The organism is Hyphomicrobium sp. (assembly GCF_009026145.1).
Lineage (GTDB): Bacteria > Pseudomonadota > Alphaproteobacteria > Rhizobiales > Hyphomicrobiaceae > Hyphomicrobium_A.
Map to the genome: position 1 here is coordinate 44400 of NZ_WBUE01000009.1, position 13059 is coordinate 57458.

Here is a 13059-nt window from a genome sequence, read left to right on the forward strand (position 1 = left end):
TCTCCGCGGCCACTGTTCGCAGGGCAACGCCACTGCCGCGTCGTGGTTCCCGGAGCATCGGCGGCGCCGATGATATGGGCACGGCGTGTGCTTCCGGTCTGCGCCCGGTTGCCCACATGACAGTCGCACGCTGAACATAGAAATTTAGTTGCTCATCGACCCACTTGCGCTTGGGCAACGGAGACTTGCGGCGCGAAGTTCCCCCGTTACATTGGCGCAACCGCAATGGTGCGGCGCGGAACCCAGATGCTCAGCGCGACGTTATGCACGCGAAGGAGTACTTGCCATGAGCACCGTCCTGATCTGCGAAGACGACGCCTTTCTCGCCGCCGATCTGTCGGCAAGCGTCGAGAGCGCCGGACACCGCGTCGTCGGCGTCTACGCCAATGCCAGCGATGCGCTCGCGGCGGCCAGCGACGAAACGCCCGATGTGGCCTTCATCGATTTGGAGCTGGCCGACGGTCACACGGGCGGCGACATTGCGCACACGTTGCATGCGATGGGCGTGAAGGTCGTTGTGCTGTCAGGGCATCCGAACGTCGGCGCCGGTCTCGGCACCGTCCCCCACACCTACGCGGCAAAGCCGATCAGCCCGGACATGGTCGCGTTCCTGCTCAACCCGGGCGGCGTGCGCAAGAGTACGCTAAGCGGATTTACCGGCGCCCCGTTGGCGACCATCTAGCGACAGTATCGACTGTCGAGCGCATCCAGCTCTCATCGCTTGGCCGGCATCTCTGTGCGTACCGTATCGAGATGGGCGGTGCGCAAGGCGGGAAAGATCCTCGCCCACACGCCCGTCAAGACAATCGATCCGGCTCCACCGAAGATCGCTGCACCGACGGGCCCGAGGAAGCGTGCGGCGACACCGCTTTCGAACTCGCCGAGCTCGTTCGACGCGCTGATGAACAGGCTCGACACCGCGGTGACGCGCCCGCGCATCGGATCGGGCGTGACGATCTGGATAAGGCTCTGGCGAACGAAGACCGAAACGGTATCCGCCGCCCCGAGCGCCGCAAGCGCCAGCATCGATACCCAGACCCACGTCGACACGGCAAATATGATCGTGGCTAGTCCGTAGCTGGCCACCGACACGAGCATCCAGAACCCGGCATCGCGCTGGATCGGCCGCGTGCTCAGCGCCAGTGCCATCAAGCCTCCGCCGATCGCCGGCCCGGAGCGGAGCAGGCCGAAGCCATCCGGTCCAATGTGCAGGATGTCGCGCGCGAAGACGGGTAGCAGCGCTGTCACGCCACCGAGCAGCACCGCGAATAAATCCAGCGATATGGCACCGAAAACGATCTTGTTCGACCAGACGTAGGTGAGCCCCTCGGCGATCAGCTTGAGCCGCGCGCCGCCCCGATGGTCCGGCTTCGTGTTGGCAGCGATGAGCCACACCGCCACGCCGGCCGCAGCGTACAATGCCGCCGACGTGCCATACGCGGCCGGAACGGAGATGGCGCACAGCACGCCGCCCAGCCACGGGCCCAACACCATGCCCGCCTGCATGGCCAGCGTATTCCAGCCGATGGCGCGCGGAAGAATGTCCCGCGGCACCAGCATGGGACCCAGCGAGGCGCTGGCTGGCATGGTGAAGGCGCGACCGACGCCGAACAGCGCCGCGATGGCGAAGATGCCGACGAGGCTCGGGCGCTCCATGCCGGCGAGGGCGGCGAGGCCGGCAGAGCACGCGACCTGCAGCAGGCTGCAGGCGATGAGAATCTTCCGCCGGTCGTAGCGGTCGGCAGTCTCGCCGGCGAGCAGCACGAAGGCGAACATGGGCACGAACTGCACCAGCCCGATCATGCCGACGAGAAATGCGCTGTACTCGACCGAGTGCTCGAGGCGCGCGATCGAATACACCTGCCAGCCGAGCGTGACGCTCTGCGTCAGCATCGCCACCGTGGACAGCAAGCGACCTAGGAGCAGGAGGCTGAAGTTGGGGTAGCGCAGAAGGAAGGAGTCTTTTGCTTCGCTCATGTCGGAAGGTAGCCGCGGCCGCGCTGCGTCGCGCCGTCAGATGCGGTCGCTTCGCCATCGACACCTTCTATTGCAGCCGGCGCGCGGGGTCGACCTCACATTAGACGTAGCGTCCGGCGAGGTTATTGCCTGCCGCGAGGCACCTCGGCCCCTTCGCCGTGGAGATAGTAGTAGATGGCGGTGATGTCCTCGTCCGAGAACTGGATCTGCGGCATCTCGCGGTGGCGCGAGCCGACGCCTTCAGCCAATTCGGTATCCAGCCGCTCGCTGGGCCATGCGCCGAGCACGATCCAAAGATTGGGCGCCTGCTTAAGTGGGCTTTCCGTATCGGCGCTCACGGCGTGGCAGCGACCGCAATTGCTCTGCAGCAGCGCCTTTCCCTTGGCGGCTTCGACTTCCACCCGCGAGGCCGCGCTGCAATCGAACGCCAATACGAGGGACACAGCTACACTGCCAAGCCAGCGTTTCACCCGAGCGCCTCCATCCGCCGCATGAGACCGCAATTACAGCGCACAGGCGGGGAGCGACCGTTGACCTCCATCAAGGCATGGCGAAGGCCGGGCGAGGGGCAAGGGGGGAGGACTCGCTAGGTAAGATCCAGGGGCGGTCTCTAACCCATTGATTTTGCTGGTACCGCCTTCCCGGATCGAACGGGAGACCTCTAGATCCACAATCTAGCGCTCTAACCATCTGAGCTAAGGCGGCACGCCAACAACATCAGCGACTTAGGTCAGCACCCGGCGGAAAGTCAATTCCGCGCCGGCGGCTGCGTCACTGGCGAAGCGGGCCAAATGGAGCGAACCCGCTGCGGATGCGCCCCGTGCGAACCATGCGGCGCGCAGGACCGCTGAAATACAGCGACCGCCCGCTCGAAGCAAGGTCGGGAACGCTGCGGGCCGGCCAGTCTAGCGCGCCTGCGCCTTTTGCGCCGCCTCGCTCACCAGGCGCCCCAGGACGTGCGCCTGGTGGGCGAACGCCTGCATCTGCTTTTGGGCGTAGCGCTGCTGGATCTCGATGTACTCCTTGAGATCGCGGGCGCGGGACAGCTCGGTGGCGAACGCAAAGCTCGCCTGGATGTTCTGTTCCGCAAACTTGGCAATTTGCGTCTGCATTTCCGCCGCGCCGGAGGTCATAGCGCCCTGCGACGCTGAGAGCGTCTCCTGGACCTTGCGCGCCATCTCGATGAACTGATTGTAGGCGCTGCGAGCCTGCTCGACGTTGCGCTCGGCGAGTTCGCGGACTGCCTCCGGGAACTCGAATTGCGGCTTGTCGTACATCGGGGGGTCTCCTCCTCAGGCCAGGATGGTTGTGGCGCCCGCTCCTGGTTTTCGGGCCGGGGGCAAATATACCTCGTTCTGCCCTCGAAGGGTCGCGAAATGAATGTGGATACCGGACGGCGCAGCTTTCGGCTCGTGGACGGAAGCGGCTCATCGCGCTAACAGATTTGAAGCCTTGGTGTTTCGCTCATGCCAGCAGACGGCCCGCGCGCATCGCTGCCATCGACCGGAGCCGGCCCCGAGAAGGTGCTTGCGGGCTGTGCCGATCCCGCGTGGATCATCGATCCGGCCAAGGGCCGCGTGCTCGCCGCCAATGCGGCCGGCGCCGCCCGCCTCGGCCTGCGCCCCGACGCCGCCTCCGGTACGCTCGATGCGGCCATGCCCGGCCTCGTGCGCTTGCGCGCCATGCTGCGCGAGCCGCTCAATGGTGGGCGCCGCGTGCCGCTCATCTTCTGGACCGCCTATGGCGCCGAGAGCCTCGTGTGCGATGTGGCCGCGGTGCCGGAGGCCACGGAAACGACTGCACCGTCGGCACTCGTGCTCGTGAGCATTGCCTCCGGGGTGCCGAAGCGGTCGGCTCCCGCCGTAACGACGCAGGCGACCAGCATTCTGCCTCCGCCCGTCACCTCGTCCGCGGACGACGCCGCGACGATGACGAAGATCGCCAGCGCCATTCGCAGCGGCTTCGCCGGCGGGCGCGGACAGCCGGTTGCCACTGCCGACACCGACGAGGCCGAGGCGCCCGACTCGCGGCCGCCGTCGCGCGACCGCTCGGCGCAAGTGTCGAAGTTGGCGCACGAGTTGCGTACGCCGTTGAGCGCCATCGCCGCCGCTGCCGAGATCATGAAGGATCAGCGCTTCGGGACCATCGGCAACGAGCGCTATCGCGGCTACACATCCGACATCCACGACAACGCACGCCATGCGCTGGCGCTGATCAACCGCCTGTTGGGCGGCGACAGCGAGGAGCAACCAGAAAGCAGCTTGCAACCGGCCGAGCTCGACCTCAACGCCCTTGCTGAAAGCTCCGTCTCGGCGATGCGTCCGCTCGCCGAGGAGGCGGGCCTCGAACTGAGGCCCGAGTATCACAGCCAGTTGCCCCGCGTGCGCGCCGACGCGACGACGGTCAAGCAGGTGCTGTTCAATCTGTTGAGCAACGCGATCAAGTTCACCCCGCGCGGCGGCGACGTGCGCGTCGTGACCGGGCTCGGGTTCGATCGCTCGGTCTTCATCGCCGTACAGGATACCGGTGTCGGCATGAGCAATGAGGCGATCGACGCTGCGCTCAAGGCGGAGGTTCCGGCCAACCCACAACGCAAGGAGGCGGGCGGTCACGGTATCGGGCTGCCTCTCGCACGCAGCCTCGCCGAAGCCAACGGCGCGCGGCTCGAGATAGACAGTGCGCTGAACGAGGGCACGGCGGTAGCACTTGTCTTTCCGCGCGACCGCGTCATCCCGCGCACGGCCCTTTCGAATTAGACGATTTCTAATCTATTCGGATTGCGTCCACTTTTGTTGACTGTGTCCACGAGTGCACGTTAGGGATGATCGCAGTGCGGGGTCTGCCACTCGCGCCCCGCGAGACAATCAGCCGATACCGGGGCCTTGAACCCCGACTATTGGAGCCACCGATGCGGTCATACAGCGCCCTCTTGCGCAGCGCGGCCCTTGCCGCCGTGCTCACTCTAGCCAGCACCACGTTCACCCCACCGGCCCAGGCGTCGGGCGAGGTCAACATCTACTCCTATCGCGAGCCGGGGTTGATCAATCCGCTGCTCGCTCAGTTCACCAAGGAAACGGGCATCAAGACCAACGTGGTGTTCTCTACCAATGGTCTTATCGAGCGCCTGGCCGCCGAAGGCAAGAACAGCCCCGCCGACGTTCTACTGACGAACGAGTCCGGTCTGTTGCTGCAGGCGGTCGGCGCCGGCGTCACGCAGCCGGTCCACTCGGAGGTGCTGGCCAAGGAAATTCCCGCGGCGCTGCGCGACGACAAGGACCAGTGGTTTGGCCTCACGCGGCGCGCTCGCGTCGTCTACGCCTCCAAGGACCGCGTCAAGCAGGACGCCATCACCTACGAGGAGCTCGCCGATCCGAAGTGGCGGGGCAAAATCTGCATCCGCTCGGGTCAGCACACCTACAATGTCGCGCTGGTCGCTTCGATGATTGCCCACCATGGCGAGGAAGCAACCGAGAAATGGCTGACCGGCCTCAGAGCCAACCTGGCGCGGCGCCCTGCCGGCGGTGACCGTGAGGCCGTGCGCGACGTGCAGGCCGGGCTGTGCGACATCGCCATCGGCAATACCTACTACATGGCTGCGATGCTGAAGAACCCCGACCAGAAGTCCTGGGCGGACGCTGTGCGCATCGTCTTCCCCAACGCCGCCGATCGCGGCACCCACGTCAACGTGTCGGGCATGGCCATGACCGCAAGCGCGCCCAACAAAGAAAATGCGCGGCGGTTGATGGAATTCCTCGCTTCGCCGGAAGCACAGCGGATTTACGCCGAAGCCAATGGCGAGTACCCCGCGTCCGACGGCGTTGCGGCCTCCCCCCTGGTGCAGAGCTGGGGACCGCTGAAAGCAGATCCCCTCCCGCTCACGAAGATTGCCGCGTTGCGCAAAAGGGCTTCCGAGCTCATCGACCGTGTTCAATTCGATCAGGGGCCGAACATCTAATGTCTAGGATCGATACATTCCAGAGAGGCCGCCCGTCCCGCGATTCCGCGATTCCGGCGGCCGCCATGTTCCCCGCCGCCGAGCGTCTGGTGGGTGTGGGCTTCCGCTGCTGGCTGCAGGGCTTCCAGACGAGTGACATCGGCTGCTGGGAGGTCGCTTGGGAGGAGTTCTCGCGCGCCGTCGGGCCGCGCGCCGCCAAGCCGCTGATGACGGAGCTGGCTTGCTGGGTACGCGCCGTGCAAGATTCGGCCGAGCGCCGCATCGAGGTCTACCCGGCGCAGTGCCGCCGCTTCTGCCGCGACGAATGCCTCGCCATTTCCATGGTAGCGGCGTGCCAGCACAGCACCTGCCCTGCCTTCCGCGCCTGCGCGGTGGCGCTGCTCGGGTGCGACGAGGTGGAAGAGGCGATCGAGGGCGCCGACAACTTCGCGCGCTGCCTGCGAGACGCAGGCCAGGTGCTTTCGCCTGGCACCGTGTTCATGGGTGCCGGCCTGGTGACGCCACGCGCGCGGAGCCTCTGCTGAGCGTGCCGAGCGCGCGCAATCGAGCTGACGGAAAGCGGCGCGGCCAATGATGGTGCAGGGCCCTGAGCCGGTGTTGCCGCGTGCCAGCTTGCCGCGCTTGTTCGATGCGGCATGCACTCTTCTCGGCCAGCTATCGTCCGCATTCAAGGCTCACCGGCGCACGCGCAGGGTGTCGCCCGCCTGGACTGCGATCGTCGCTGCGATCCTTCTCGTCGTTGCGCTGCCGATCGCGACGGTGCTTCTGCTGGCGCTCTCCCCCTCCGACAACATCTGGCCGCACCTGGCTTCGACCGTGCTGCCCGGATCGCTGGCGCGTACGCTCCTGCTGTCGAGCGGCGTCGGACTTCTGACTTTCGCTGTCGGCACGGCGACCGCGTGGCTCGTCACCATGTACCGCTTTCCGGCCCGCGAGCTGCTGGATCGGCTCCTCGTGCTGCCGCTGGCGGTGCCGACCTACATCATCGCCTACTGCTATGTGGAGCTGCTCGATTACGCCGGGCCGGTACAAACGCAGCTACGCGCAGCCTTCGGCTTCACCGGCGCCGGCGACTACTGGTTTCCGCACGTTCGCTCGCTCGGCGGCGCCATCCTCGTGTTCTCGGCCGTGCTTTACCCTTACGTCTACCTCACAGCCCGAGCGAGTTTTGCACAGCAGTCGGTGTGTGTGCTCGAGGTTGCCCGCACGCTCGGCCGCACGCCGCTCGCCACCTTCGCCGACGTAGCGCTGCCGATCGCGCGCCCGGCCATTGCCGCCGGCGTCGCCCTGGTCATCATGGAATGCCTCAACGACCTCGGCGCGGTGCAGTATCTCGGCGTCGACACGCTCTCGGCGAGCATCTTTGCCACCTGGGTACAACGCTCCAACATCGGCGGCGCGGCGCAGCTCGCCACAGTAATGCTGGTGCTCGTTGCCGGGCTGTTCGCAATCGAACGAGCGGCACGCGGCGACGCACGCAGCCACCATACGACCGGCCGCTACCGCGCCATCCCATTTCAAGAGATCACCGGCTGGAAAGGCCTGCTTACTGCGGCACTTGCCTCGCTGCCGTTTGTATTCGGGTTCGTGGTACCGGTGTTGGTGATCGCCCCCGATGCCGCGGCACACCTGGAAGGCGCGCTATCCAGCGGGTTCCTGCCGGCAGCCGGCAATAGTCTGCTCCTTGCCACGATCGCCGCTGGCGTGGCGCTGGCCGTGGCCTTGACGCTGGCCTACGCGCGCCGCGTCTCTGCAAGCCGCTTTGTCCGCTCGGCCGGGCGCGTTGCCGCGCTCGGCTACGCCGTGCCGGGCACGGTGCTCGCCATCGGGTTGCTCATCCCGCTCGCCGGCATCGACAATCACGTCGATGCCTTGTTGCGTTCCACCCTCGGCGTGTCGACCGGCCTGTTCCTATCCGGCTCGCTGTTCGCCATCACCCTCGCCTATGTGATCCGCTTTCTCGCGGTAGCGCTGGCGCCCATCGAGGCCGGTCTCGGACGCGTATCGACGAACCTCGATGCTGCCGCCCGCACGTTGGGCGAAAGTGCGTTGTCGGTGCTTTGGCGCGTGCACCTGCCATTGCTCATACCGCCACTCGGCGCCGCCGCTCTGCTCGTCTTCGTCGACTGCATGAAGGAGTTGCCGGCGACGCTGTTGCTGCGCCCGTTCAACTTCGAGACGCTGGCCACGCACGTCTACAGCCTCGCCTCCATCGAGCAGCTCGAGCAGGCCTCGCTGGGGGCGTTGACGATCGTCCTCGTCGGACTAATCCCGGTACTGCTGCTGCACGAGGCGATCGCCGGAGGGCGTCCAGGGAGGAGCAGCCGCTGAGCTAGTCGACGACCTCGTCCTCATCGAAGGGCTCGTCCAGCACCTCCCGCTCCGGCGAGGCGCGGTCGGAGAGCTCCTCGGACCAGCCGATATTGAGCAGTGCGTCGCCCATGTTGACGATAGGCAGCGTCGTGCGCCCGATGATGATGCCGCGGCGCGGCGAGCGCACTTCGACGGCAGTGTCCTCGTAGGGGTTGGCGACGTGACCGACGACCTCGCCCACGCTGACCCCGTCGCCGATGCGCTTCGTGGTGCGGAAGACGCCGCCTTCCGGCGAGCGCAGCCAGCTCGAGGCATTGATCAGCACAGGGACACGCCGCTCGGCGGCCAGCGGCTCGACGCCCTCGGCTACGTCGAGCATCTCCATCTTGAGCATCACGCCCGTGATGCCGTCGACGCCGGCTCTTATGGCGAACTCGTCGAAACGCAGGCCCTCGCCGCCCTCATAGCTCAGAACGTCGACGCCGGCCGCGCGCGCGGCTTCGCGCAACGACCCTGGCCGCTCCGGGCTTTCCAGCATCACCTCGGCGCCGAACGCCCGCCCGAGCTCCTGCACGCGCGGGCGCTTGCGGAACACGCAGCGGATCTGCGGCAGGTTGATGCGGTGGATCGCCGCCGTGTGCAGATCGATGCCGACCTGCGAGCGCTTGACGATCTCGCTCAGGAAGAGATGTGCCAGGCGCGCCGCCAGCGATCCCGTGGCCGAGCCCGGAAACGAGCGGTTGAGGTCGCGCCGGTCGGGCAGGTAGCGCGAGCGGCTGATGAAGCCGAACACGTTGACGACCGGCACGCACAGTAACGTCCCGTTGATGCTCTGCGAATTGAGCGTGCGCAGCAGCCGGCGGATGATCTCGACGCCGTTGAGCTCATCGCCGTGAATCGCGGCGGAGACGAACATTGTGGGTCCCGGCTGCGCCCCGTGCAGCACATGCACCGGCAGCGTGACGGGCGCATGATTAGAAAGCTTCGAAATTGGCAGGTCGACCAGCCGACGCTCGCCAGGCTTGACGGCCAAACCTCCGACGACGAACGGCTGCCTCACGGCGACGCTCCGCTGTTTCCCCGCTCGATCCGGCGGCGAAGGTGCACCGGAGGGGCTGCTAGGCGCAAGCCACGCCGCCCGCTGCTCTCCATCAGCGTGAAGCGGCGCACGCCATTTCATGGCCCGCGGGATGGGCGAATTCTGTGTCCACACGAAACTGCATGAGAAGCTTTCAAAAAGCGTGGGCAGGACGCCCAGCGCATCTCGCCATCGCTGAGCCGGCGGTATAGGAAAGATTGTCGGGCGTTAAGAAAAAGCGGCGTATGGCGCCGGCAAGGACAGCTCGCTGCTTGCACCCCGGCGGAGCCACCTTTAAGACTACAGCGTCTGCTAAAGGTACCAACGTCGACCGCTCGAGCCGGTACGTTCCTCTGGTAGCTTTGCGAGTTGACACTGGGTAGCGTGTGCTGAGGCGGCAGGGGTCCATGAAGCGCCCGAGGCAAACGATGCGACGCTACACATGGGCGCTCGCCATAGTGAGCTTCCTCGTCATCCTACTCGCCGCACCTCTTCTCTTCACCGATCGATATAACCGCTTGGCGCTGCAGAGCGGCGCCGTTCTCGCCGCCTCCAGCAACAGCTACAGCCTCAGCTCGCCGGTGCGGCTCATGACCGGACCTAGGATCGACCTCGAAGGCGGAACGCTGTCGGTGCCGCCGAGCCGTACCGGACTCGCGCGCGGCGGGCAGATGATCGCCATGCTCATCACCGGCAGTGGCCCGCAGTTGACACTGGAGAGCGCTACCTTCACCACCGACTTCTCGACCCGCGAGCCCACCTTCTCGCAAGACTCCGGTCTCAACGAGGTGGCGCCGCTGGTCAAGGCGCTGCAGAGGATGCAGTTCGATGGACTCATCGTGCGCGACAGCACCGTGCGCATCAAGATGTCGGACGGCTCCAGCGTCGAGCTGACCAACGTCGATGCTTCGATATCCTCGGAGCCGAATGGGGCCATCCAGGCATCGGGATCGTTCGATTTCCGCGGCGAGAAGATCACCTTTGACACTACCCTCGGCGCCAGCCTCGACTCGCAAGGCATGTCGCGTCCACTCGCTGCCACGTTCGCGGGCGCGCCGCTGACGGCGGCGCTCGAAGGCAGGCTGATCCTCGGCGAAAACCCGCAGCTTCTGTCGCCGCAGGCCGAGCTCAAAGCAACGGACCTACGCGCTGCGGCGCGCTGGCTCGGCATCGACTGGCCGGCGGGCCGTGGCTTCGGCGCGTTCCGCGCCAAAGGTCAGTTGGAATGGGTCGAGCGCACGGTTGCCTTTCAGAACGCCGCGATCGACCTCGACGAGAACAGGGCCACGGGAACGCTGTCGATCAACTTCGCCGGTGCAAGGCCGACGGTTGAAGGTACCCTCGGCCTCAAGACTTTCGACCTCACGCAATACTTGAAGGGCGCCGATACGGCCGTAAAGAACGACAGCTTCCTGGCGGCTGTCAGAGGTGCAAGCGGGCTGGAGTTTCCGCTCATCCAAGCCATCGATGCGGACTTCCGGATTTCCACCGACAGCCTCACCCTGCCGGCAATCACCATCGGACGCAGCGCTGCGACGGTATCGCTGCGCGACGGCAAGATGCTCGCCGATATCGCGGAGCTGGAGTTCGACGACGGCACGCGGGGCGGGGGTCAAATCCGTATCGATATGAGCGGTGCCAACCCGAACTACGGCGTGCAGGCCAAATTCGAGGCGGCTGACGTGGGCCGCTCGGTGCAGGCCGTGTTCGGACATCCGACCGTGCAGGGACGTGGCGCCATCACCGTCGATCTCGCGGCGACCGGCAACACCGGTGATAGCCTGCTTCGCTCGCTCGACGGCAAGCTGTGCGTCACGCTCGCCGAAGGCGGCCGCGTCGGCCTTGACATCAACAAGCTCGCTACCACTGAGAGCGAGCCATTGCCCGCGGCAGCATGGCAGGACGTGAGCACGCGAGCCATCTCGGTCGACAAGCTGGATGCGCGCTTCATCGTCAGCAAGGGCATCATTCGCACGCAATCTGCGGAAGCGGTGTCGGGCGAGCGCGCCCTCAAGGCGGATGGCGCTATCAGCTTGCTCGAGCGAAGCCTCGACCTCGAACTCGCCGTCGGTGACGTCGCCAAGCCGAGCGTCGGCGATGTCGGCGCGGGTGAGCTTAAGCTGCAACGGCGCGAGATCATCAACGTGCATGGCCCGTGGTCGGCACCGGCGATCCGCTCCGGTCCGCCGGCGGGCGGCGCGCAGAAGTATGGCCCACCGAGCCCCGGCTGATCCTGGTCACAGCAGTCGCGAGATGGCGGCCTCGGCGCCCGCGCGCTGCTCAGCGTTCATGTGCAAACCGCACTTCGTCCGCCGCCACAGGACATCGTCCGGATGGCGCGCCCATTCGTGCTCGCGCAGATAGAGAACCTCGCGCTCGGTGAGGCCACCGCCAAGCGGAGCTCCGAGGTCCGCAGCGCTGCGCGCCCCGTCGAGGACATCGTCGACCAACGTGCCGTAGCGGCGCGCCAGGCGCCCGAGGAATGCGGCATCGAACCCGCGATGGTTCCGGCAGAGGTCCTTGATGAACGCGGCGAGCCCGCCTGCGCCGAGGTCACCTCCGGGTAGTGGACTAGATGCGGTCCACGACGGCCTCATGGCGGGGAAATACGGCGCGAGTTTTGTCAGCGCCGCTTCAGCGAGCCGGCGATACGTCGTCAACTTGCCGCCGAGCACGGTGAGCAGCGGCGCGCCTTCCGTGTCGCTCAGCTCGAAGCGATAGTCGCGGGTCACGGCCGAGGCGCTGGCGGTGGAGTCGTCCTCATAGAGAGGGCGTACGCCGGCAAACGCCCACACGATGTCGGTGCGCGCCGGTGGGCTGACAAAGAACTGCTGCGTCAGGGCGAGCAAGTAGTCTTCTTCCTCGCGGCCGATGGCGGCGGCTGCCGGATCGCCGGCATAGGTGACCTCGGTCGTGCCGATGAGCGTAAATCGCTCCTCGTAGGGAATGGCGAAGACGACGCGGCCGTCGGCGCTCTGGCAAAGGTAGGCATCGTTTGCCCCCTCAATGCGCGGCACGACGATATGGCTACCCTTGACGAGTCGGAGTGGTGCCGGCTGCTGCGCAGCAGTGTGCACAACTCCGTCGACGTCCCGCACCCACGGCCCGGTCGCGTTGACGAGGACTCGCGCCCTCACCTCCAGGCCGCCGCCGGCGTCATGGAGCTCAACGTGCCATACGCCATCGTGCGCACGTGCCGATCGAAGCCTCGTGCGCGTCTTTATGGCTGCGCCTCTGTCGGCCGCCGCACGCGCATTGAGCACGACCAGCCGCGCATCGTCGACGCGGCAGTCCCAATAAGCGAAGCCGTGCGTCAACTCCCGCCGTAGCGCATGCCCGGCGGGGTCGCGTCGCAGATCCAGTGATGCCGACGCGGGGATGCGTCGCCGCTGCCCGAGGTGGTCGTAAAGGAATAGCCCCGCGCGCAGCATCAGCGACGAACGACCGCCGGGTACTTGCGGCAGGATGAAGCGCTGCGGCCAGATGATATGACCGGCATTGGCGAGCAGAACCTCGCGCTCCTGCAGCGCCTCGCGTACGAGGCGGAACTCGAAATGCTCCAGATAGCGGAGGCCGCCGTGAATGAGCTTCGAGCTTGCCGAGGACGTCGCCCCGCCAAGATCGGCCTTTTCGACAAGCAGTACGGAGAGTCCGCGGCCGGCGGCATCGGCTGCGATGCCGGCACCGTTGATACCGCCACCGGCAACGACGAGGTCGTAAATCATACGCGTCAGAC

The 13059-nt window shown here is 66.2% G+C and carries 11 protein-coding genes and 1 tRNA gene; 6 read left to right on the plus strand and 6 right to left on the minus strand.

The genetic code is table 11. From position 1 onward, the window contains the following. Window positions 1-286: 286 nt before the first annotated feature. Window positions 287-682, plus strand: coding sequence for a response regulator (locus F9K20_RS09310; protein ID WP_291000349.1), 396 nt, complete (start codon window positions 287-289; stop codon window positions 680-682). Window positions 683-714: 32 nt separating this feature from the next. Here F9K20_RS09310 and F9K20_RS09315 read toward each other — a convergent pair whose 3' ends face one another. The 4 genes from F9K20_RS09315 to F9K20_RS09330 form a co-directional block, all read right to left on the minus strand. Further along, on the minus strand, window positions 715-1977 hold the full coding sequence (locus tag F9K20_RS09315) for an MFS transporter (RefSeq protein WP_291000352.1): 1263 nt from the start codon (window positions 1975-1977) through the stop codon (window positions 715-717). A 122-nt stretch (window positions 1978-2099) separates the two neighbouring features. Continuing rightward, window positions 2100-2447, minus strand: a complete 348-nt coding sequence (locus F9K20_RS09320; RefSeq protein WP_291000355.1) for a c-type cytochrome — start codon at window positions 2445-2447, stop codon at window positions 2100-2102. Between the two features lie 158 nt (window positions 2448-2605). Then, window positions 2606-2682: transfer RNA gene (locus F9K20_RS09325), tRNA-His, on the minus strand. A gap of 200 nt (window positions 2683-2882) precedes the next feature. Then, a complete protein-coding gene (locus tag F9K20_RS09330; protein ID WP_291000358.1) occupies window positions 2883-3254 on the minus strand; it encodes a phasin family protein in 372 nt (123 codons plus the stop codon). A gap of 189 nt (window positions 3255-3443) precedes the next feature. On the opposite strand from F9K20_RS09330, the gene F9K20_RS09335 reads away from it, so the two are divergent. From F9K20_RS09335 to F9K20_RS09350, 4 genes are all read left to right on the plus strand, one after another. Next, window positions 3444-4733, plus strand: coding sequence for a HAMP domain-containing sensor histidine kinase (locus F9K20_RS09335; protein WP_291000361.1), 1290 nt, complete (start codon window positions 3444-3446; stop codon window positions 4731-4733). 152 nt (window positions 4734-4885) lie between these two features. After that, the gene (locus tag F9K20_RS09340; RefSeq protein ID WP_291000364.1) at window positions 4886-5932 is read left to right on the plus strand and encodes a Fe(3+) ABC transporter substrate-binding protein; all 1047 of its coding nucleotides are present in this window, start codon (window positions 4886-4888) and stop codon (window positions 5930-5932) included. Between the two features lie 65 nt (window positions 5933-5997). Further along, window positions 5998-6456 carry a hypothetical protein gene (locus F9K20_RS09345; protein ID WP_291000366.1) on the plus strand — a complete coding sequence of 153 codons (459 nt, stop codon included), beginning with the start codon at window positions 5998-6000 and terminating at the stop codon, window positions 6454-6456. 46 nt (window positions 6457-6502) lie between these two features. Then, window positions 6503-8263, plus strand: a complete 1761-nt coding sequence (locus F9K20_RS09350) for an iron ABC transporter permease (RefSeq protein WP_291000368.1) — start codon at window positions 6503-6505, stop codon at window positions 8261-8263. Window position 8264: 1 nt separating this feature from the next. On the opposite strand, the gene F9K20_RS09355 is transcribed toward F9K20_RS09350, so the two are convergent. Next, window positions 8265-9305, minus strand: coding sequence for a succinylglutamate desuccinylase/aspartoacylase family protein (locus F9K20_RS09355; protein WP_291000370.1), 1041 nt, complete (start codon window positions 9303-9305; stop codon window positions 8265-8267). A gap of 446 nt (window positions 9306-9751) precedes the next feature. Here F9K20_RS09355 and F9K20_RS09360 point away from each other — a divergent pair, with 446 nt between their 5' ends. Then, complete coding sequence (locus F9K20_RS09360; RefSeq protein WP_291000373.1) at window positions 9752-11554, plus strand: AsmA-like C-terminal region-containing protein; 1803 nt, start codon at window positions 9752-9754, stop codon at window positions 11552-11554. A gap of 6 nt (window positions 11555-11560) precedes the next feature. Here F9K20_RS09360 and glpD read toward each other — a convergent pair whose 3' ends face one another. Further along, window positions 11561-13048, minus strand: coding sequence for a glycerol-3-phosphate dehydrogenase (gene glpD, locus F9K20_RS09365; RefSeq protein ID WP_291000375.1), 1488 nt, complete (start codon window positions 13046-13048; stop codon window positions 11561-11563). Window positions 13049-13059: the final 11 nt, after the last annotated feature.

Excerpts from the sequence above, each read along its gene's own strand:
- glpD (WP_291000375.1), bottom strand. The coding sequence starts at position 13,048 with ATGATTTACGACCTCGTCGTTGCCGGTGGCGGTATCAACGGTGCCGGC.
- F9K20_RS09315 (WP_291000352.1), bottom strand. The coding sequence starts at position 1,977 with ATGAGCGAAGCAAAAGACTCCTTCCTTCTGCGCTACCCCAACTTCAGC.
- F9K20_RS09360 (WP_291000373.1), top strand. The coding sequence starts at position 9,752 with ATGCGACGCTACACATGGGCGCTCGCCATAGTGAGCTTCCTCGTCATC.
- F9K20_RS09345 (WP_291000366.1), top strand. The coding sequence starts at position 5,998 with ATGTTCCCCGCCGCCGAGCGTCTGGTGGGTGTGGGCTTCCGCTGCTGG.
- F9K20_RS09335 (WP_291000361.1), top strand. The coding sequence starts at position 3,444 with ATGCCAGCAGACGGCCCGCGCGCATCGCTGCCATCGACCGGAGCCGGC.
- F9K20_RS09310 (WP_291000349.1), top strand. The coding sequence starts at position 287 with ATGAGCACCGTCCTGATCTGCGAAGACGACGCCTTTCTCGCCGCCGAT.
- F9K20_RS09330 (WP_291000358.1), bottom strand. The coding sequence starts at position 3,254 with ATGTACGACAAGCCGCAATTCGAGTTCCCGGAGGCAGTCCGCGAACTC.
- F9K20_RS09340 (WP_291000364.1), top strand. The coding sequence starts at position 4,886 with ATGCGGTCATACAGCGCCCTCTTGCGCAGCGCGGCCCTTGCCGCCGTG.
- F9K20_RS09350 (WP_291000368.1), top strand. The coding sequence starts at position 6,503 with ATGATGGTGCAGGGCCCTGAGCCGGTGTTGCCGCGTGCCAGCTTGCCG.